This window comes from Stenotrophomonas maltophilia (assembly GCF_002799155.1).
Classification (GTDB): Bacteria; Pseudomonadota; Gammaproteobacteria; order Xanthomonadales; family Xanthomonadaceae; genus Stenotrophomonas; species Stenotrophomonas maltophilia_R.
The window spans coordinates 35,447-55,379 of the sequence record NZ_NERD01000002.1; the positions used below are offsets into that span (position 1 = coordinate 35,447).

Consider the following 19,933-nt stretch of genomic DNA (forward strand, 5'->3'; position numbering starts at 1 on the left):
GTCGACCAAGGTCGACACCTGCCGATGGGCTTATCGCGCAGCGGTCGCCTCGCTGGCCAGCTGGCGCTTGACCCAGTCATCGATCAGGCGCTTCTCGTAGCGAAGCGGATCGCTGTCGCTCTTCAGGCCGACGTTGTGCAGGTAGCCGGTATCGCTCAGGCGCGCATCGCCCTCGCTGACGATGCGTCCGTTGGCGTCCTTCAACGTGTACTGCAGGCTGATCCGCGGTGGGTAGATGTCGCGCATGATCCGGATGTCGCGGCCGCGCGGGCCGTGCCATGGCTCGTAGTCACCGGCGCGCTTGATGTCGACCAGGGTCACATCGAGCGTCTGCCCTGGCTGCAGCGGCTTGGCGGCGGCGGTCTGCAGGTAGCGCGCCAGCTGCTGCACCCAGTCGCCACGCTCGGCCTCGAAGCGGTTGGTGCTTTGGCGGATCTCGGTGAATTTGGCCGGATCGTCCCACTTCACATTGACCGGGCCATCGGCCTGCAGTGCGCGCGGCGCTTCCGGGTCGGTCACGGTGCGCGGTGCCGCGTTGGCGCCGCCCGCCACAAGAGCCCCTGCCAACAGGGCAATCGCGATTGAGCGTTTCATGACGGTCTCCTGCGTCCCCTCGATGGGGCGATGTTGATCACAGATCGAGTGTGATCCTGCTTTCAGGCGACAGCAATGGCCTGATGCGTCGGGCACAAGGGTGGTTGCCGCCAATTCATCGTCGTCAACCATGACTGACGGCGCTTGACGCTGTGAATACGCCCTCTGGAAGATGCTGTGCCTCCAACCCGGCCCGCACAGACGCCCTTGTCCACACTGCCGCCCCTCGTGGAGCGCCCACCGATGATGGTGCCGGCGCCCGAACCCGACCTGCATCATGGCGTGCTTGAGCGCATCAACGCCGGTTTCTGCGTGATCCAGGTGCTGTTCGAGGGCGATCTTGCGGTCGACTATCGTTTCATCGAGGTCAACGACGCCTTCGAGCGCCACACCGGCCTGAAGGATGCGTGCGGCCAGCGCATGAGCGTGCTGGAACCGCACCATGAGGAAGACTGGTTCCGCATCTACGGTGAGGTCGCACGCAGTGGTCGCCCCGCCCAGTTCGAGATGGAAGCGCGCGCGCTGGGCCGCTCGTTCGCGGTTGACGCGGTGCGCGTGGGCCGGCCGGGCGAGGACAAGGTCGGCATCCTGTTCTTCGACATCACCGCGCGCAAGCAGATGGAAGTGGAGCTGGGCGAGAGCGAAGCCCGCTTCAGCGCGCTGGCCGATGGCCTGCCGATGCCGGTGTGGGTGCTCGACGAGCGCGGCCATGCCCGATTCGTCAACAGCGCCTTCAGCGAGTTCTTCGGCGGTGACGAGACGCGTGTGCCGGAAGACGTCTGGCGTGGCCTGGTGCACCCGGACGATGCGTCGGTGTTCGAGTACGAACTGCAGGAAGCGCTGAAGGCGCAGCGCTCGATGCATGCGCTGGTGCGCGCGCGCCGTGCCGACGGGCAGTGGCGCTGGCTGGAGATGAATGCCCGCCCGCGCTTCTCGCGCATGGGGCGCTTCATCGGCCTGGCCGGCAGCAGCCCGGACGTGACCGAACGCCGCGAGATCGAACTGGCCCGCGAGGAACTGCTGCAGTCCGAGCGCGCTGCGCGCAGTGCGGCGGAAAACATGGCGCGGCTGAAGGATGAATTCCTGGCCACGCTGTCGCATGAGCTGCGTACGCCGTTGACCACCATCCTCGGCTGGAGTGAGCTGCTGCTGCAGCGCGTGGACAACACCAGCCCGCTGTACAAGGGCCTGAACGTGATCGCCAACAGCGCCGGCGCGCAGAAGCGGCTGATCTCGGACATGCTCGACCTCAGCAGCATGCTGCTGGGCAAGGTGCAGCTGGAGGTGGAAGTGCTGGACCTGAGCACGGTGCTGGGTGAGGCCCTCGGCGCGCAGGAACTGGTGGCCGAAGGCAAGGCGCTGGACGTGCACCTGCAGCTGCCCGGGCAACCCAGCCTGGTGCTGGGCGATGCCACGCGCCTGCAGCAGGTGTTCTGGAACCTGCTCTCGAACGCGATCAAGTTCACCCCGGCTGAAGGCCGCATCGACCTGCAGCTGCGGGCCGATGGCAATCACTGGGAGATCACCGTGCGCGATACCGGTGATGGCATCGCGCCCGAATTCCTCAATCATCTGTTCAGCCGCTTCCGCCAGGCCGATGGCACCACCACCCGACGCCATGGTGGACTGGGACTGGGCCTGGCGATCGTGCAGCAGCTGGTCGAACTGCATGGCGGCACGGTCGCCGCGGCCAGCGAGGGCCACGGCCACGGCTCCACCTTTACCGTGCGCCTGCCGAAGCACATTCCCGATGCCGAGCGGCGTCCGCTGCGCGAAGTGATCAGCGGGCCGATCCTGGAACCGGTGATCGTCGAGCCGTACCCGCTGCGCGGCATGCACGTGCTGGCGGTGGAAGACCAGCCGGAAGTGCTGGAGTACCTGCGGCGCATGCTGGAAGAGCAGGGCGCCAGCGTGTCCGCGGCCAGTTCGGCCGGTGAGGCGCTGGCGCTGCTGGCCGACACCGGCCATCTGCAGTACCACGTGATGTTGACCGACATCGGCATGCCGGGCATGGATGGGTATGGCCTGGTGCGTACGCTGCGCGAGGACATGGGCGTGGACGCCATGACCCTGCCCGCGGTGGCCGTGACCGCGCTGGCGCGTGCCGATGACCGCCGGCGCGCGCTGGCGTCGGGCTTCCAGGAACACGTGGCCAAGCCGTACTCGGTGGCGCAGCTGGTGGCTGCGGTGCGCAAGGTGCAGGTACCCCGGGTGGACAGCGCGCTGCACTGAGCATTCACGGCCGATCGGCGACCCTGCCTGCAGGAGGTCGCCGATGTCCCGCATAGCTCCCCGCATCCATACCGACCCGGCGCAGATCGCGCGCCTGGAAGCCCTGCTGCCGCAGCTGGAAGGCGAAACGCAGGTGGAACTGACCCTGCACGATGGTCGCCGCCTGCTCGGCACCGTCGCGGTGAGACCGACGGTGCAGCAGTACCGCAACGAGGCCGGTGACGAAGGCAGCAATGGCCAGCTGCGCCTGGATGACTACGATACGCCGGTGCAGCAGCACCATGTCTGGCTGGACGAGATTGCCAGCATCCGGCAGTTGCCACCGAGGACCGCGTAAACCGGTAGCGCCGGGCCATGCCCGGCGACCGGTTGCCGATCCCTCACGCTCAATGCTCGAACAACGTCGGCGTCGCTTCGAACCGGCGCGCGTAGGCACGTTCTTCAGCGACCCGGGCCACCTCGTCATCGGCCAGGTCCGGCGCGCCGTACACCGCATACGCCACGCTGCCGTCGGCGCCATGGCCAACCTGGTGCAGCCGGTAGCGTGAGTGGCCGCCGCCGGTGTCCTCGGGGTAATGCACGGGCGGATGGCTGCCTTCCAGGTCCATTTCGCTGTTATCGACCACGCCACCGACGAACAAGGCTCGCATGCAGGTTCTCCTGGGTTTCCGGGGGGGAGCCTCTACCCTGAACGTTTCAATGTTTCTGCCACATCAAGGCCCCGTTCGGGTTTCGCAAAGCGACCAGCCGGGGCCGGCGCGGCCAAGCCGGTACAATGGACGGCCCTCACGCTTGAAGTACCCGCGCCGATGGCCTCCAGCGACGACGCCCCCCTGCAGACCCTGCTCCTGCCGTTCTCCCAAGGCGCGCTGCGCTGGCCGGAGGGCCCGGTGGCGTTCCTGCGTGCCCGCGATGGCTGGCCGCTGCGCGAAGCGGCCGGCAACCGCGAGGTGCACTGCGAACAGAGCTTTGCCCCGTTCGCGCAGCCACTGCAGCAGGCCGCCGGCTGGACCGTCTGTGGCCAGCTGGATGATGTGGCCGGCAAGGGCCGTTACCCGCTGGTGCTGGTGCTGCCACCGCGCCAGCGTGAAGAAGCCCGTGCGCTGTTCGCCCGCGCGCTGGCGCTGGTCGCCGAAGGCGGCCGCATCGTTGCCTGCCAGTCCAACAATGAAGGCGCGCGCTCCGGTGAAGGCGACCTCAAGCAGCTGGCCGGCCTCGGTGGTTGCCTGACCAAGAACCACTGCCGCGTGTACTGGACCGCCCCGCTGCAGGGCCAGCACGACGCCGACCTGGCCAAGCGCTGGTCCGCGCTGGATGCGGTGCGCCCGATCGTGGGTGGCCGCTTCCTCAGCCGCCCGGGCGTGTTCGCCTGGGATCGCATCGATCCGGCGTCGGCGCTGCTGGCCGAGCACCTGCCGGCCGATCTGGCCGGACGCGCTGCCGACCTGGGCGCTGGCTACGGCTATCTGTCGCGCGAGCTGCTGGAACGCTGCCCGAAGATCACTGCGCTGGACCTGTACGAGGCCGAGCAGCGTGCGCTGGCGCTGGCCGAACTGAACCTGGCGCCGCCGCCGCGCGCGCTGCCGCTGCGCTTCCTGTGGCAGGACGTCACCGCCGGCATCGAGCCAGGCTACGACGTCATCATCAGCAATCCGCCGTTCCACACGCCGTCGCGTGCCGACCGCCCGGACATCGGCCAGCGCTTCATCGCCGTGGCCGCGCAGGCACTGCGCCCGGGCGGGCGCCTGTACGTGGTGGCCAACCGCCACCTGCCGTACGAGCACACTCTCAACGACAGCTTCGGCGCGGTGCGCGTGGTCGCCGAGCGCGACGGCTTCAAGCTGGTTGAAGCCGTGAAGGGGAAGGGCAAGTGAAGCTGGTCAAGCACATCGCCAACCTGGGCTATGGCAGCCGCAAGCAGGTGCAGTGGATGTTCCGCGAAGGCCGCGTCACCGACGCCGACGGCGAGGTGCTGTATGCCGACGACCAGGTGCCGCACGAGGCGATCCGGGTCGATGGCGAGCCGCTGGACCCGCCGGTGGGGCTGTCGATCGCGCTGCACAAGCCGGCCGGCTACACCTGTTCGACCAAGGACACCGGCCGCCTGATCTACGACCTGCTGCCGCCGCGCTTCCGCGACCGCGACCCGGTGGTGTCCACGGTGGGCCGCCTCGACCGCGAGACCAGTGGCCTGCTGTTGCTGACCGACGATGGCAGCCTGCTGCACCGGATCATCTCGCCGAAGTCGAAGCTGCCGAAAGTCTATGAGGTCGAGTTGAGCGACGACCTGCGCGGCGACGAGGTAGCGCTGTTCGCCAGCGGTACGCTGATGCTGGAGTCCGAGAAGACGCCCCTGCTGCCGGCTGAACTGGAAGTGCTGGAGGCGCGTCGCGCGCGGCTGGTGCTGCATGAAGGCCGCTACCATCAGGTACGCCGCATGTTCGCCGCCACCGGCAACCACGTGCAGGCCCTGCACCGCAGCCGCGTCGGCGGGCTGGACCTGCAGGGCCTGGACGAAGGGCAATGGCGGCAGCTCACTTCCACCGACCTGGATACGCTGTTCGCTCCATGACCACCATCGCTGCGCTGCCGTTCCTGCCCGACGCCGTCATCTTCGACATGGACGGCCTGATGATCGACAGCGAGCGCGTCTCGCTGGCCTGCTGGAGCGAGGCCGCCGACGAATTCGGGCTGGGCGTGGAAGACGCCGTGTTCCTGCGCATGGTCGGCCTCGGTGACCGTGATACGCACGCGTTGCTGCGCGCGCAGGGCATCGAGGACAGCGTGATCGAGGCGGTGGCGGCACGTTGTCATGAGCTGTACGAAGCACGCACGCAGACCGGGCTGCCGCTGCGACCAGGCATCCTGGAGCTGCTGGAGCTGCTGAAGGCGCACGCGGTACCGCGTGCGGTGGCGACCACCACGCGGCAGCCGCGCGCCAACCGCAAGCTGGCGGCCGCAGGCCTGCTGCCGTACTTCGATGCCGTGATCACCAGTGGTGACGTGGCGCGGCCGAAGCCGGCGCCGGACATCTACCTGCTGGCCGCGCAGCGGCTGGGCCAGGTGCCCGAGCGCTGCCTGGCGCTGGAAGACTCACCGGCCGGCACGCGCGCCGCACTGGCGGCCGGCATGACCGTGATCCAGGTGCCGGATCTGGTGCATCCGGATGAAGAGCTGCGCGCACTGGGCCACCGCATCGTCGGCTCGCTGGTGGACGCGCACGCGCTGCTGCTGCCGCTGCTACCGAGGTAAGGTGGGTGCCGACCGCTGGTCGGCACTCTTTACTGCTTTGGTGGGTGCCAACCTTGGTTGGCACCCACCCCTGCCCAGGTGGGTGCCGACCGTTGGTCGGCACACCTGCCCAATCACACCCGCCCGAACACCAGCGCAGCGTTGGTGCCACCGAAGCCGAAGCTGTTGGACATCACCGTATCGAGCGTCTGCTCGCGGCTCTCGCGCAGGATCGGGAAGCTCTCCACCTTCGGGTCCAGTTCGCCGATGTTGGCCGAACCGGCAACGAAGCCATCGCGCATCATCAGCAGGCAGTAGATTGCCTCGTGCACGCTGGCCGCGCCCAGCGAATGGCCGGACAGCGCCTTGGTCGAGGACAGCGGCGGCATCGCGTCGCCGAACACTTCGCGGATTGCGTTGAGCTCGGTGACGTCGCCCAGCGGCGTGGAGGTGCCGTGGGTGTTGAGGTAGTCCAGCGGGCGATCGACGCCCTGCAGCGCCATCTTCATGCAGCGCACCGCGCCTTCGCCGGACGGGGCGACCATGTCGGCGCCATCGGAGGTCACGCCATAGCCGATCAGCTCGGCATGGATGTGTGCGCCGCGTGCGACGGCGTGGTCGTAATCCTCCAGCACCAGCATGCCGCCGCCACCGGCGATGACGAAGCCGTCGCGGTCCTTGTCGTACGGGCGCGAGGCGCTGGCCGGGGTGTCGTTGAAGCTGGTCGACAGCGCGCCCATCGCGTCGAACATCACGCTCATCGACCAGTGCAGGTCTTCGCCACCTCCGGCGAACATGATGTCCTGAGCGCCATGGCGGATCATGTCCGCGGCGGCGCCGATGCAGTGCGCCGAGGTCGCGCAGGCGGCCGACAGCGAATAGCTGACGCCCTTGATCTGGTAGGCCGTGGCCAGGCAGGCGGAGACCGTCGAGCACATCGTGCGCGGCACCATGTACGGGCCGACCTTGCGCACGCCACGTTCGCGCAGCAGGTCGACCGCGCCGATCTGCCACTCGCTGGAGCCGCCACCGGAACCGGCGATCAGGCCGGTACGCAGGTTGCTGACCTGCTCGGGGCTGAGCCCGGCATCGGCGATGGCATCGCGCATGGACAGGTAGGCGAAGGCCGCTGCATCGCTCATGAAGCGCTTCTGCTTGCGGTCGATCAGCGCCTCCAGATCGAGGTCGACGCGACCGCCGACCTGGCTGCGCAGGCCCGCTTCGGCGTGGTCGGCCAGGGCGGTGATGCCCGAGCGCCCTTCGCGCAGCGCAGCCGAAACGGTATCCAGATCATTGCCGAGGCAGGACGTGATGCCCATGCCGGTGATGACGACGCGACGCATCAGAAGCTCCCGGTTTCAGTGAACAGGCCGACGCGCAGGTCGCGCGCGCTGTAGATTTCGCGATCATCCACGTACATGCGGGCGTCCGACTGGGCCATCACCAGCTTGCGGTTGATGACCCGGCTGATGTCGATCTCGTAGCGCACCCGCTTGGCCTCCGGCAGGACCTGGCCGGTGAACTTCACCTCGCCGCAGCCCAGTGCGCGGCCCTTGCCCGGGGCGCCCAGCCAGGTCAGGAAGAAGCCGGTCAGCTGCCACATGGCATCCAGGCCCAGGCAGCCGGGCATCACCGGGTCACCGATGAAGTGGCAGCCGAAGAACCACAGGTCCGGGCGGATATCCAGCTCGGCGCGTACCATGCCCTTGCCATGCGGTCCGCCGTCCTCGCGGATGTCGGTGATGCGGTCGAACATCAGCATCGGATCGTTGGGCAAACGGCCGGCGGCGGTGCCGAACAGTTCACCGCGTGCGCTGGCCAGCAGCTGTTCGCGGTTGAACGCGTGGAGACGGGTCATGAAGCACAATCCTGGAAGCGGGGAAACGGGAAAACAAGTCCTCGAGGATGCCCGTGGAAACTGTGCCGATCAAACATTTCAACCGTACGCAACCGTAGTGTTTTCAAGGGAATACGCGCATCCTGTTGATGTGCAACGACCATACTTCGGCGTGTGGCCCGTTCGGCACGCCCCCGCCTTTTCCGCCTGACATGACCCGACTGCGCAAGATCATCCACGTTGACATGGACGCGTTCTACGCGTCGGTGGAGCAGCGCGACGATCCGTCACTGCGCGGCAAGCCGGTGGTTGTGGCATGGCGCGGCGCACGCTCGGTGGTGTGCGCGGCCTCGTACGAGGCACGCGTGTTCGGCGTGCGTTCGGCGATGCCCGCCGTGCGTGCCGAGCGCCTGTGCCCGGACGCGATCTTCGTGCCGCCGGACTTCGCACGTTACAAGGCGGTGTCACAGCAGGTACGCGGGATCTTCCTGCGCCATACCGACCTGGTCGAGCCGTTGTCGCTGGACGAGGCCTACCTGGACGTGACCGAGCCGAAGAGCGGCATCGAACTGGCCACCGACATCGCCCGCACCATCCGTGCGCAGATCCGCGAGGAGACGAACCTGACCGCTTCAGCCGGGATCGCGCCGAACAAGTTCCTGGCCAAGATCGCCTCGGACTGGCGCAAGCCCGACGGCCAGTTCGTGATTCCGCCGCAGCGGGTGGACGCCTTCCTGCTGCCACTGCCGGTGAGCCGGGTGCCCGGCGTCGGCAAGGTGATGGAAGGAAAACTTGCCGCACGTGGCATCGTCACCTGCGGCGATCTGCGGCAGTGGGCCTTGATCGATCTGGAAGAGGCGTTCGGCAGTTTCGGTCGCAGCCTGTACAACCGTGCGCGCGGCATCGACGAGCGGCCGGTGGAGCCGGACCAGCAGGTGCAGTCGATCTCCTCGGAGGACACCTTCGCCGAGGACCTGCCGTTGGAAGACCTCGGCGAGGCGATCGTGCAGCTGGCGGAGAAGACCTGGAATGCCACGCGCAAGACCGAGCGTGTCGGTCACACCGTGGTGCTGAAGCTGAAGACCGCGCAGTTCCGCATCCTCACCCGCAGCTTCACTCCGGAGCGCCCGCCCGAGTCGATGGAAGAACTGCGCGATATCGCCCTGGCCCTGCGTGCCCGCGTCGACCTGCCGGCGGAGACCCGCTACCGGCTGGTCGGCGTCGGGCTCGGCGGCTTCCGCGAAAAGGAACCGGTGGTGCAGGGGGAATTGTTCGAGCACGACATGAACAATCCCACAGATACCTAATCATCAAACAGTGGGGTCAGAGCCCGTTGCGTAGCAACGGGATCCGACCCCGTGCCGACCAACGGTCGGCACCCACCATCAGCAGCAGGTTCCGACAGTTAGCGGGAAACTGTCGAAGGCGGGGTGGGTCCGGTTGCGGGGGCGTACGCCGCATGGATGCGGCGACCGAGCTTACATGGACGTACTTGCAGCGCCCCCCGCAACCGGACCCACCCCGCCCACCCTCAGGAAACCAGCTTCTGCTGTTGCTTCGGCTGTTGCTGTTGCCTCTGCCGGTGCAGGGCGCAGCCCTGCAAAAGAAAACCCCCTAGCTCATGGCCACTGCATCTCGCCCTTGGCCACCTTCGCACTCAGTTCCAGCGATGCCACGCCGTCCAGCTTCGGGTAGCGTGCCTGCATTGCTTTCACCAGCGCCGCACTGTCCTTGGCCTTTGCCGTCTCGGCGTCGAACGCACGGATGTAGTCCGCGGTGAAGCGCAGCGCACTGGCATCCAGCGCCGCACCCGGCGCGTAATGCCCCGGCACCACCACCTTCGGCTTCAGTGCCTGCAGTCGCTGCAGGGTCTGCAGCCAGTCGGTGTGCGACTTCGGCGTCTGCGTGTCGGCCATCCACACGTGTTCACCGGCCACCACCGGAATGCCACCGACGATCGCGCGCAGCGACGGCACCCACAGCACCGTGCGGTCCGGGGTCGGGCCATCCAGGCCGATCAGCGGCAGGCGCTGGCCTTCCAGCTGCAGGGCATCGCCGTCCAGCACCTGCGGCACCACGATGCGCGCGGGCACGTCGGTACCCATCTTCGGCCCCCAGTAGGCCAGCTTGCCGGCCTGGGTCTGCTGGATGTGGGCGACGGTCTGCGCGGTGGCGACGATGCGTGCCTGCGGGAACGCGTCCTGCACGGTGGCCAGGCCGAAGTAGTAATCCGGATCACCGTGGCTGATGTAGATCGTGGTCAGCTGCTTGCCGCTGGCGCGGATCAGCGCGACCAGCTTGCGCGCGTCACTGGCACCAAACTGCGTATTGACCAGGATCGCGTCGTGGCGGCCTTCGATCAGCACCGAGGACACCGAGAACATCGCCTGCGGGCCGGGATGGAAGGTCTGCAGGTGCAGCTGGGATTTCGTCGCCGTGGTCGGCGCTGCGGTGGCTGGCGCGGCCAGCAGCGGCGCACCGGTGAAGGTGGCGGCCAGGGCGAGGGGAAGCAGCAGGGCAGCGGTACGCATCGGAATTCCTTGTGTAGCGCCGAGCCAATGCCCGGCTGCAGGTTCGCGTAGCGCCGAGCGCAGGCTCGGCACTACAAGGGACGCACGTGGATCAATACGCCGCGGTGATGATCTGCTTCGGGTACGCATGCGCTTCCAGCTCGGCGACGAACGCGGCGCCGTAGTCGGCGTAGCTGATGCGGCTGTGGCCGCTGGCATCGGCCAGGAGCGCCTTGGGCTGCACGCGGTACTGGCCACGCTCTTCACCCGGGCCGATTTCGGCGGCCGGCGAGAAGAAGGTCCAGTCCAGGTCATCCACCGCCTGCAGGCGGTTGAACGCCTCACGGTGGGCCAGTGCGTAAGGCTTGTAGGCCTCCGGGAAGGTGGGGGTATCGACCAGCTGCACGCCGGGGGCCACTTCCAGGCTGCCGGCACCACCGACCACCATCAGGCGCGGTACACCGGCCTTGCGTGCGGCGGCGGCCAGCTGCGCGGCAACCTCGCCCACGCGGCCGATGTCATCGCCCGGTCGCGGGCCGTAGGCGCTGGCCAGTACGTCGTGGCCGGCGATGGCGGCAACCAGCGCGTCCGGGTCATCCAGCGAGGCGATCACCGGATGGGCACCGGCCAGTTCAGCCGGAAGGTCCTGTGCGCTGCGCACGATGACGGTGAGTTCGTGGCCGTGGGCCAGCGCGTGGCGGGCGATCTGGCGGCCGATGTTGCCGGTGGAACCAACGAGGGCGATCTTCATGGCAGGACTCCGTGGGGCGGTGTGGGGTGGGAATGGGGCCACTCTAGGCCGCTGCAGTCGCTCGAAAAACAGCGTATAACGCGCTTGTTTGTTGCATGGATCGAGCATATGGACCGACTGACCGCCATGACCGTGTTCGTCGAAGTGGCCGAGCGCGGCAGCCTCACCGCTGCCGCTGAGGTGCTGGACATGTCGCGGGCGATGGTCAGCCGCTACCTGGCCGAGGTCGAGGGCTGGCTGGGTGCACGCCTGCTGCACCGGACCACGCGCCGGATCAGCCTGACCGGCCCGGGCGAGGCGGCGCTGGCGCGCTTCCGTCAGATGCTGGCGATTGGCGAGGAGCTGCAGGGCGAGCTGGCCAGTGATGATCCCGAGCCGCACGGCACGCTGCGGGTGACTGCCAGCGTGTCGTTCGGGCAGAGCCACCTGGCGCGGGCGGTGGCCGGCTTTGTTGCGCGTCATCCGGCGGCACGCATCGAGCTGCTGCTGGTCGACCGCACGGTGAACCTGGTGGAGGAGCGGGTGGACCTGGCCGTGCGTATCGCGCGCCAGATCGACCCCAGCCTGATCGCACGGCGGCTGGCCACCTGCCGCTCGGTACTGTGCGCAACGCCGTCCTACCTGCAGGCACGCGGCACACCGACCGCCCCCGAGCACCTGGCCGCGCACAACTGCCTGACCCATCACTACGTCGGCAGGAGCCTGTGGCAGCTGCACCGCGATGGCCGTTCGTTGTCGGTGGCGGTAGGCGGGAACATCAGTGCCAACGAGGCCTCGCTGCTGCTGGAGGCGGTGCGCGCCGGTGCCGGCATTGCCATGCTGCCGACCTACCAGGTGGCGCCGCTGCTGCGCAGTGGCGAGCTGATCGAACTGCTGCCCGGATTCAGCCTGGATGAGCTCGGCATTCATGCCGTGTACGCGTCGCGGCGCCAGCAGCCCGCTATCATGCGGCGATTCCTGGACTACCTGGCCGAGTGTTTCGCCAGCCCGGCCTTCCAGGATCTGGATTGGCGCCCACCGGGCAAGGAGAACACATGAACCATGGACAGGCCTTGATCGACCACAACCGTGCTGCCTGGGACCGCCAGGCCAGCGAAGTGCGCGAATGGTCGCGCCCGGTGGAGAGTTCAACCATTGCCGCCGCGCGCGAAGGCCGCTGGCAGGTGCACCTCACGCCCCGCGCGTTGCCACTGGACTGGCTGGGCGACGTGCGCGGCCGTCGCATCCTGTGCCTGGCCTCGGGCGGGGGCCAGCAGGCGCCGGTGCTGGCGGCTGCGGGCGCCGACGTCACCGTGTTCGATCTGTCCGACGGGCAGCTGGAACAGGACCGCCGGGTCGCTGCGCGCGACGGCCTGCAGCTGCGCACGGTGCAGGGCGACATGCGCGACCTGCACGTGTTCGCCAACGACAGCTTCGACGTGGTGTTCCACCCGATCTCCAACCTGTACGTGCCCGACGTGCGCCCGGTGTGGACCGAATGCCGCCGTGTGCTGGCGCGCGACGGGATGCTGATGGCCAGCTTCTACAACCCGGTGCTGTTCGTCGGTGCACGTGATCCGCAGCTGGATGCACAGGGCCTGATCCGGCCGCGGTACGCCATTCCCTATTCGGACCTGGAAGACCTGGCGCCGGCCGAGCGCGAGGCAAAGCTGGCCCGTGGCGATGCGCTGACCTTCGGCCACAGCCTGACCGAACTGATCGGTGGGCAGCTGGATGCCGGCTTCGTCATCGACCGCTTCATGGAAGACTGGCAGCCGCAGCCGCGCTTCCTGATCGACCGCTATCTGCCCACCTTCCTCGCCACCCGCGCACGCAGGATCGGCTGAGGCACAGCGGCAGAAGGGTCTGCGGAAAAAGCGGCGGCGTACAATGGACGGCCCCACGTTCAACAGGTGCCGTCCCTTGTCGTATCCCTATCCGCTGGTCGTGTTCGACCTCGATGGCACGCTGGTCGACAGCGCGGCTGATATCGCTGAAGCGCTGAACCGCACGCTGGAGGCCATCGGTGTGGCACGCGTGCCGGAAACCACGGTGCTCGGCTGGATCGGCGACGGTGTGCGCCGCCTGGTCGAACAGGCCATGCATGCGGCCGGCCGCGAGGTCGACCTGGCCGAAGTGATGCCGGTGTTCATGGTGCACTACCGTGAGTGCCTGCTGCGCAGCCCGCGCCTGTTCGATGGCGTGGCCGAAGCACTGGCCCAGCTGCGTGCACGCCATGTGCCGCTGGCAATCTGCACCAACAAGCCCGAAGCGCTGGTGCCACCGCTTCTGCAGCACCTGGGCATCGGTGATGCGTTCGCGCTGATACTGGGCGGCGATTCGCTGCCGCAGCGCAAGCCCAGCGGTGAGCCACTGCGGCACATCGCCGCGCACTTCGGGTTGCCGGTGGATGCCTGCCTGATGGTGGGCGATTCGCTGACCGACTACCGTGCCGCCGAAGATGCCGGCATGCCGATCGCGCTGGTGCGCTACGGCTATCCGCGCGGCCTGGACCTGGCCACCGCGCATGCGGTGGCGGTGATCGACGACCTGCGTGAGCTGCCGGGGTTGGCCACGGGCATTCCGGTATAGAGCCGAGCCCACGCTCGGCTCACAGTAGATCGACGCCATGCGTCGATGGCGTCAGGATGCGCCGGGCAATGCCCGGCGCATTTCCTTACTTCGGCTGGTAACGCACGCTCAGCTGGTACTCGCGGCCGGGCTGGTTGAACCACGCCACCGTCTCGTAGCGGCGGTCGAACACGTTGGCGGCACGCGCCAGCAGCGACCATTCCGGCGTCAGCGCGTACTCGGCGCGCAGGTCCAAGGTACCGTAGCCGCCAACCTTCACCGCGTTGGCGGCATCGTCATAACGCTTGCCCGCACCCTGCACGGTCAGGCCGGCGCGGAAACCGCCGAAACGACGGTCGATGTCCAGGCGTGCGGTCTGCTGTGCACGGCGCGGCAGCCAGTTGTCGAACTGGGTGCTGCCGTGGGTGCGGTTGCGCGGGTCGGTGTAGCTCAGCTGCGCGTTGATGTCGAAGCCGGCCAACAGCACGCCGCCGGTCAGCTCGGCGCCACGGATGCGCGCCTTCTCCACCTGCTGCATTTTCATGGTGGACGCATCGTAGGTGATCAGGTCATCGATGCGGGTCTCGTAGACGTCCAGGCCCCAATGCCAGCCCTGGCCCTGCTGCGAAACACCGAGGTTGGCGCTCTTCGACTTCTCCGGGTTCAACGTTGGCACGCCGCTCCACGGGTCGTACAGGTCGCTGAAGGTCGGCGCCTTGAACGCGGTGCCGTAGCTGGCATTGACACGCAGGCCGTGCTCCAGCTGCATCGCCCAGCCGAGGCTGCCGGTGGCATGGTTGCCGAACTGCTGGTTGTCGTCGTTGCGCGCGCTGGCCTGCAGCTGGTGGCGGCCGAAGCGGCCCTGGTACTGCACGAACACGCCGGTGTTGCGGCGGCTGTCGACGAGATACCCGGCGCTGCTGCCATCCAGATTGTCTTCGCTCCAGTCCACGCCGGTGCTCAGCAGCTGGCCTTCGGCCAAGGTGATGTCACCCTGCAGCGAGGCGCTGTCGCGATGGGTCTGCGCGCTGCCGCGGGCACCGAAGTCGCCGAAATTATCCGACTCGTTGTCGCTGCGGCCGACATTTGCAGTGAAGGCCAGGCGCTCGGACGGGGTGTAGCGCACCTTGCCGGCCAGCACCTGCTGGCGGGTTTCCGAGTAGTTGTAATAGCCGTCGTAGTGGTTCTTGCCGTCGGCGCGCAGCGCGCTGCCTTCCACGTTCCACTGGTCGTTGAAGGTGTAGCCGCCACGCAGGCTCTTGGACAGGTTGCGGTAGCCATCGCGGTCGGGTTCGTCGGCGAAGCAGCCGGTGAACAGTGTCGCCGAGCCGCGACAGGCGTCGATGCCATCGGAATGCTGGTAGGCGATGTCGGCGCCGAACCAGCCGCGTTCGGTGCCACCACCGATGCCGCCGCTGGCTTCGCGCAGGCCGTTGCTGCCGCCACCGAGCTGGAAGTGCGGGGCGAAATCGCCCTGGTTGCGGCGGGTGAAGATCTGGATCACGCCCCCGATGGCGTCGGCGCCGTACAGGCTGGACTGCGGGCCGCGCACGATTTCCACGCGCTCGATCTGCGCCAGCGGCAGGTCCTGGTACATGGCCAGGCCGAGGTCGGCGCTGTTGATGCGCACGCCGTCGACCAGCACCACGGTGTGGCCCGAGTTGGTGCCGCGTAGGAACAGCGAGCTCTGCTTGCCGAGCCCGCCGGCATTGGCCAGGTTGATGCCGGCGCGGCCGCGCAGCAGCTCCTGCAGCGAGGTGGCCTGGCTGGATTCGATCTGCGCACGGTCGATCACCTGGGCCGGCGCGATGCTGTCCTGCAGGGCGATCGGGGTGCGGGTGGCGGTGACCAGAATCTGGTCGAGCGCGGTGGTGTCATCGGCGGCCTGGGCCAGCGTGGGCAGGGCGGCCAGCACGGCCAGGGACAGCATTCGGGACTGCAGCTTCATGGGGGACTCCAGGTGCCACGCACGCCCGCGTGGCGAAGGGGAGGAGCCGCGAAGGCAGGCATGCGCCGACGCCGCAGCGCAGGCTGCGGTCATCCAGCGCCATGCCCACCGCATCGCGACCTGAGGCTTCCGGGCCGGTCTCCGGGCTTGCCGCCGGGTGGCGCGAGGCCACCGTCCAGGCGCCTTCCCATGCCTGCGGCACAGTGGCGTTGTTGCCTGGAACTGACGTGCTTACCGTTGCGGGGGCAGCGCCGGCATGGCGTTGAATCACGCGTCACCGGCTTCCCGTTTCAACCTGCCGGCCGTGGCCGCAGGTCACCTGGAAGTGCGCGCAGTCTACGGCATCGAAGGCGGCCCGTAGCGTCGAGCCTGCTCGACTGCCTTTGCCGTGCCTTTAGAATGGTCCCTTGATCCCGTGGTGCCGTTGCCGATGTCCGCCTGTTTTCCGCTGTTCCCGCGTTGCCCGTACAGGACGCGTGCATGATCCTCGACCTGGTCCGCCATGCCGCCAACGGTCGCGATGAGTTCCTCGATGGCCGCAGCGATCCACCGCAGCTGGCCCGCCTGCCGCAGGAACTGGTCGACGCCTACGCTGCGCAGCCCTGGGAGCGGGTGATCAGTTCGCCGCGGCTGCGCTCGCTGCACACGGCGATGGCCCTGGCCACCCCGCGCGGGCTGGACGTGGAAGCGGACGAGGAATGGGAAGAGCTGGATTTCGGCGATTGGGACGGGCAGTCGCTATTCGACCTGCCGGAGGACGCGCTGGCGGCCTTCCATGCCGATCCGCATGCATTCCCGCCACCGAACGGTGAAAGCTGGGGGCACTTCGAGCGGCGCATCGCGCGCGCGCTGGATCGCCTGCTTGATGTTGACGATCCGGTGCCGACGCTGGTGGTCAGCCATGGTGGTCCACTGCGCATGGTGCTGTCACAGGTCTGCGGCCTGCCGATGTCACTGTGCTGGGCACTGCGCATCGATCACGGCACCCGCCTGCGGGTGTGGCTGGAACGCGGTGAGGTCGGGCTGGTGGGCGAGCTGCTGGAACTGCAGCAGCCCTGACCCGACGGTAGTGCCGGCCGCTGGCCGGCTTCCTCAGGAACGCTGCAAAGATCGTGCAGTTGCCGGCCAGCGGCCGGCACTACCCGTCAGTCCTCGTCGGCGTGCTCGGCCACGCTGTCTTCCGCGTCATCGTCGGCGTCGAAGCGCTGCTCGTGCACCGGACCCGACGCCGGGCCGGCCGCCTTCAGCGGGTGCGCGGCGATGCGCGCTTCATAGTCCTGCACCAGCGCCTCACGCTGCGGCTCGCTCAGTTCCTGCCAATGGCAGTCCAGCAGCGCGCCTTCCAGCGAGTACAACAGGTTCAGGCTGGGCTTGAAGCCCGCGCGCTTGACCTTGACGAAGGCGCCGACCGCACCGATCGCAACCAGGTCCTCGCGGCTGCGCAGGCCGACCTGGCGCAGCCAGGCTGCACTTTTGGGGCCGATGTTGCGCAGCTTTGGCGCGCTCATCCCAGCGCCTCGACGAACACGCGGGCGATGGCTTCCAGGCCGGCCTGGTCATCGGCATCGAAGCGGCCGACCTTCGGGCTGTCGATGTCGAATACGCCGATCAGTTCATCACCACGCAGCAGCGGCACCACCAGTTCCGAGCGCGAGGCCGAATCGCAGGCGATGTGGCCGGGGAAGGCATCGACGTCGTCCACGCGCTGGGTCACGCGCTGGCTGGCGGCGGCACCGCACACGCCCTTGTCCAGCGGGATGCGCACGCAGGCCGGCAGGCCCTGGAACGGGCCGACCACCAGCTCCTTGCCGTCGTACAGGTAGAAGCCCACCCAGTTCAGCTCGGGCAGGGCGTGGTAGACCAGTGCGGAGAGGTTGGCCGCGTTGGCGATGCGGTCGGACTCGGCGTAGACCAGGCCACGGGCCTGTTCCAGCAGCTGGGCGTATTGTTCCGGCTTGCTGCCGGTAAGCGAGGCATTGGCGAACATGCCCGCAGTCTAGCAAGCACGCCGGGCCGGCGATAATGCACGCCCTGTCGTCCCGTTGGAGCCCATCGATGCCGCTGCCCGCCACGCTGCCGCCCGCCCTGTTCGTTACCGGCACCGATACCGAGATCGGCAAGACTGCAGCCAGCACCGCGCTGCTGCATGCACTGCGCCGGCGCGGCCTGCGCGCGGTGGGCATGAAGCCGGTGGCCAGCGGCAGCGAAGACCTGGGGCAGGGCCTGCGCAACGAAGACGCGCTGGCCCTGCAGGCAGCCAGCTGGCCGGTGCCGGACTACGCCGACTTGAACCCGTATGCGCTGCGGCAGCCGCTGGCACCGGAACTGGCCGCTGCCGAGGATGGCGTGCAGGTGGAGCTGGCGCCGATCGTGGCCGCGTTCGCGCGACTGCGCGCGCAGGCCGATGTCGTGGTGGTGGAGGGCGTTGGCGGTTGGCTGGCGCCGGTCTCGGCCACGCTGGACCAGCTGGACCTGGTACGTGCACTGCGGCTGCCGGTGCTGCTGGTGGTGGGCATGCGGCTGGGCTGCGTCAACCACGCGCGGCTGACTGCGCAGTCGCTGCAGGCCAGCGGCGTGGAGTGCCTGGGCTGGATCGGCAACCACATCGACCCGGCGATGCAGCGCCAGGACGAGAACATCAGGACCCTGCAGCAACGCTTGCCGATGCCGTGCTGGGGACGGCTGCCGCATCTGCCGGGTGCGAGTGGTGAGGCGCTGAGTGCCAATCTGCGCGGGGACCCGGGGTAGCGCCGGGCCATGCCCCGCGAGCGCGCAGCGCGGCGACCAGAAAGCCCGCCGGGCATGGCCCGGCGCTACCGATCAATCAGCGCCAGCTCCCGCGCGATCGCACCCAGCCGCTCCACCGCACCGATGAAGCGCGCGTCCAGCGTCTGGCAGCACGACAGCCGCAGGCAGTGGCGATAACGCGCACCCCGTGAATAGACCTGGCCGGGCATGAACACGATGTCCTCCTGCAATGCACGCTCGAACAGCTCGCGCGTATCCACGCCCGGCAGTTCCAGCCACAGCAGGAACCCGCCCTGCGGTTCGGTGGCGCGGGTGCCGGCCGGGAAGTGTTCGGCCACCAGCTGGCGCAGCCGTCCCACTTGTTCGCGATACAGCCGGCGCATGCGGTGCAGGTGGTGCTCGTAGCTGCCCGCTTCCAGATACGCGGCCACCGCGTCGCCGAGCAACTGCGGCTCGCCGCCGGTGGACTGGAATTTGAGCAGTGCGATGCGTTCGGCGAAGCGGCCGCCGTCCAGCCAGCCGATGCGGTAATCCGGTGCCAGTGTCTTGGAGAAACCACCGACCACCATCACCCAGCCATCGCGATCAAAGGCCTTCAGCAAGGGCGCCGGCGGTTCGCAGAACTGCAGCTCGGCGTACACCGCATCCTCGATCAGCGGCAGTTGCCGTGCGTTGACCAGCTCGGCCAGGCGTTGCTTGGCGGGTGTCGGCATGGTGCAGCCCAGCGGGTTGTGCACGGTGGGCATCACCACCAGCGCGGCCAGCGGGGTGTGCTCCAGCAGCGCATCCAGCGCATCCACATCCAGGCCGTGCTGCGGATGGGTGGGCAGCTCGATGGCCTGCAGGCCGAGGTTGGCCAGCAACGGGTACAGGTTGAAGTAGGACGGCGCCTCGATGCCCACCGCATCACCGGGCTGGGTGACCGCGCGCAGCGCCAGCTGCAGGGCCTCCATCGCACCGTGGGTCAGCAGCAGGCGCTCGCTGTGGGTGTGCAGGCCCATGCGTGGCCCGCGGCGCACGATCTGCGCCAGCAGCCGCGGCGAGCCGTTCGGGCGCGCGTAGGTCTCCACCGTCTGCAGGCCGTGGCGCAGCACCTGCGCGGTATGCCGGGCCAGCTGCGCGCCCGGATAGAACTGGCGCCCGCGCGGACCGGCAAAGGCCAGGTCGACCACACCGGGGCGCCGCTGTGCTTCCAGCACGCGGGCCATCAGCACCTGCTGCAGTGGTGCGGTGGGTGCGGACGGGGTATCCCGCAGCGAACGCTCCGGTACCGACAGCCGCGGCGCGACCTCGAAGCCGGCCTTGGGCCGCGGAATGACCAGGCCGGCGTCTTCCAGCTGGCGATAGGCGGCAATCACCGTGTTCAGGCTGAGCCTGCGCTGCAGGGCCATCTGCCGCAGCGAAGGCAGGCGGCTGCCGACCGGAAGGCGCCCGCCGTGGATGGCCTCGGCCAGTTCGTCGGACAGCCGCTGGTAGCGGGGTGGGATCATCGCGCTCTGGTCATCTGTATCCATCGAAGTTCCCGCCATCTG

The 19,933-nt window shown here is 68.3% G+C and carries 21 protein-coding genes and 1 riboswitch; of the genes, 11 read left to right on the forward strand and 10 right to left on the reverse strand.

Annotation, left to right across the window (positions count from 1 at the left end):
* Positions 1–30 precede the first annotated feature (30 nt).
* Complete coding sequence (locus B9Y82_RS00710) at positions 31–594, reverse strand: DUF3016 domain-containing protein (protein WP_100471158.1); 564 nt, start codon at positions 592–594, stop codon at positions 31–33.
* Positions 595–837: 243 nt separating this feature from the next.
* On the opposite strand from B9Y82_RS00710, the gene B9Y82_RS00715 reads away from it, so the two are divergent.
* Positions 838–2,826 (forward strand): hybrid sensor histidine kinase/response regulator, encoded by a 1,989-nt coding sequence (locus B9Y82_RS00715; protein WP_100471159.1) that lies wholly within the window; start codon positions 838–840, stop codon positions 2,824–2,826.
* A 43-nt stretch (positions 2,827–2,869) separates the two neighbouring features.
* Positions 2,870–3,163 (forward strand): DUF3247 family protein, encoded by a 294-nt coding sequence (locus tag B9Y82_RS00720; RefSeq protein ID WP_100471160.1) that lies wholly within the window; start codon positions 2,870–2,872, stop codon positions 3,161–3,163.
* 49 nt (positions 3,164–3,212) lie between these two features.
* Here the strand turns inward: B9Y82_RS00720 and B9Y82_RS00725 are convergent, their stop codons facing one another.
* Positions 3,213–3,476 carry a hypothetical protein gene (locus B9Y82_RS00725; RefSeq protein WP_005407925.1) on the reverse strand — a complete coding sequence of 88 codons (264 nt, stop codon included), beginning with the start codon at positions 3,474–3,476 and terminating at the stop codon, positions 3,213–3,215.
* Positions 3,477–3,635: 159 nt separating this feature from the next.
* On the opposite strand from B9Y82_RS00725, the gene B9Y82_RS00730 reads away from it, so the two are divergent.
* The 3 genes from B9Y82_RS00730 to B9Y82_RS00740 are packed head-to-tail and all read left to right on the forward strand — an operon-like array spanning position 3,636 to position 6,078.
* On the forward strand, positions 3,636–4,700 hold the full coding sequence (locus tag B9Y82_RS00730) for a class I SAM-dependent methyltransferase (protein WP_100471161.1): 1,065 nt from the start codon (positions 3,636–3,638) through the stop codon (positions 4,698–4,700).
* Positions 4,697–5,398, forward strand: coding sequence for a pseudouridine synthase (locus B9Y82_RS00735; protein WP_100471162.1), 702 nt, complete (start codon positions 4,697–4,699; stop codon positions 5,396–5,398). The genes B9Y82_RS00730 and B9Y82_RS00735 overlap by 4 nt, the downstream gene beginning before the upstream one ends.
* Entirely contained in the window at positions 5,395–6,078 is a 684-nt protein-coding gene (locus tag B9Y82_RS00740) for an HAD family hydrolase (RefSeq protein ID WP_100471163.1), read from the forward strand. Before B9Y82_RS00735 ends, B9Y82_RS00740 begins: the two co-directional genes overlap by 4 nt.
* A gap of 113 nt (positions 6,079–6,191) precedes the next feature.
* Here the strand turns inward: B9Y82_RS00740 and fabB are convergent, their stop codons facing one another.
* Both fabB and fabA read right to left on the reverse strand, forming a co-directional pair.
* Complete coding sequence (gene fabB, locus B9Y82_RS00745) at positions 6,192–7,400, reverse strand: beta-ketoacyl-ACP synthase I (protein ID WP_100471164.1); 1,209 nt, start codon at positions 7,398–7,400, stop codon at positions 6,192–6,194.
* On the reverse strand, positions 7,400–7,915 hold the full coding sequence (gene fabA / locus B9Y82_RS00750; RefSeq protein ID WP_100471165.1) for a 3-hydroxyacyl-[acyl-carrier-protein] dehydratase FabA: 516 nt from the start codon (positions 7,913–7,915) through the stop codon (positions 7,400–7,402). The genes fabB and fabA overlap by 1 nt, the downstream gene beginning before the upstream one ends.
* A gap of 191 nt (positions 7,916–8,106) precedes the next feature.
* Between fabA and dinB the strand changes: the two genes are divergently transcribed.
* On the forward strand, positions 8,107–9,201 hold the full coding sequence (dinB, locus tag B9Y82_RS00755) for a DNA polymerase IV (RefSeq protein WP_100471166.1): 1,095 nt from the start codon (positions 8,107–8,109) through the stop codon (positions 9,199–9,201).
* A gap of 312 nt (positions 9,202–9,513) precedes the next feature.
* Here the strand turns inward: dinB and B9Y82_RS00765 are convergent, their stop codons facing one another.
* A complete protein-coding gene (locus B9Y82_RS00765) occupies positions 9,514–10,425 on the reverse strand; it encodes an MBL fold metallo-hydrolase (RefSeq protein ID WP_100471167.1) in 912 nt (303 codons plus the stop codon).
* A 91-nt stretch (positions 10,426–10,516) separates the two neighbouring features.
* Entirely contained in the window at positions 10,517–11,155 is a 639-nt protein-coding gene (locus B9Y82_RS00770) for an NAD(P)-dependent oxidoreductase (RefSeq protein ID WP_100471168.1), read from the reverse strand.
* 108 nt (positions 11,156–11,263) lie between these two features.
* On the opposite strand from B9Y82_RS00770, the gene B9Y82_RS00775 reads away from it, so the two are divergent.
* The 3 genes from B9Y82_RS00775 (at position 11,264) to gph (ending at position 13,726) form a co-directional block, all read left to right on the forward strand.
* Positions 11,264–12,193 (forward strand): LysR family transcriptional regulator, encoded by a 930-nt coding sequence (locus B9Y82_RS00775; RefSeq protein WP_100471169.1) that lies wholly within the window; start codon positions 11,264–11,266, stop codon positions 12,191–12,193.
* Positions 12,190–12,981, forward strand: coding sequence for a class I SAM-dependent methyltransferase (locus B9Y82_RS00780; RefSeq protein WP_100471170.1), 792 nt, complete (start codon positions 12,190–12,192; stop codon positions 12,979–12,981). Before B9Y82_RS00775 ends, B9Y82_RS00780 begins: the two co-directional genes overlap by 4 nt.
* A 76-nt stretch (positions 12,982–13,057) precedes the next feature.
* Entirely contained in the window at positions 13,058–13,726 is a 669-nt protein-coding gene (gene gph, locus B9Y82_RS00785; protein ID WP_100471171.1) for a phosphoglycolate phosphatase, read from the forward strand.
* Positions 13,727–13,811: 85 nt separating this feature from the next.
* On the opposite strand, the gene btuB is transcribed toward gph, so the two are convergent.
* Positions 13,812–15,653, reverse strand: a complete 1,842-nt coding sequence (gene btuB / locus B9Y82_RS00790; RefSeq protein WP_100471172.1) for a TonB-dependent vitamin B12 receptor — start codon at positions 15,651–15,653, stop codon at positions 13,812–13,814.
* 115 nt (positions 15,654–15,768) lie between these two features.
* A riboswitch (cobalamin riboswitch) is annotated at positions 15,769–15,991 on the reverse strand.
* A 142-nt stretch (positions 15,992–16,133) separates the two neighbouring features.
* Between btuB and B9Y82_RS00795 the strand changes: the two genes are divergently transcribed.
* The gene (locus tag B9Y82_RS00795) at positions 16,134–16,712 is read left to right on the forward strand and encodes a histidine phosphatase family protein (protein ID WP_100471173.1); all 579 of its coding nucleotides are present in this window, start codon (positions 16,134–16,136) and stop codon (positions 16,710–16,712) included.
* Between the two features lie 86 nt (positions 16,713–16,798).
* Here B9Y82_RS00795 and B9Y82_RS00800 read toward each other — a convergent pair whose 3' ends face one another.
* On the reverse strand, positions 16,799–17,161 hold the full coding sequence (locus tag B9Y82_RS00800) for a TfoX/Sxy family protein (RefSeq protein ID WP_014035860.1): 363 nt from the start codon (positions 17,159–17,161) through the stop codon (positions 16,799–16,801).
* A complete protein-coding gene (locus B9Y82_RS00805) occupies positions 17,158–17,640 on the reverse strand; it encodes a GAF domain-containing protein (RefSeq protein ID WP_100471174.1) in 483 nt (160 codons plus the stop codon). The genes B9Y82_RS00800 and B9Y82_RS00805 overlap by 4 nt, the downstream gene beginning before the upstream one ends.
* Before the next feature lie 68 nt (positions 17,641–17,708).
* Here B9Y82_RS00805 and bioD point away from each other — a divergent pair, with 68 nt between their 5' ends.
* Positions 17,709–18,401 (forward strand): dethiobiotin synthase, encoded by a 693-nt coding sequence (bioD, locus tag B9Y82_RS00810; protein WP_100471175.1) that lies wholly within the window; start codon positions 17,709–17,711, stop codon positions 18,399–18,401.
* Between the two features lie 65 nt (positions 18,402–18,466).
* Here bioD and B9Y82_RS00815 read toward each other — a convergent pair whose 3' ends face one another.
* Positions 18,467–19,915: a PLP-dependent aminotransferase family protein gene (locus B9Y82_RS00815; RefSeq protein WP_100471176.1), complete on the reverse strand. Its 1,449-nt coding sequence runs from the start codon at positions 19,913–19,915 to the stop codon at positions 18,467–18,469.
* Between the last annotated feature and the right edge of the window lie 18 nt (positions 19,916–19,933).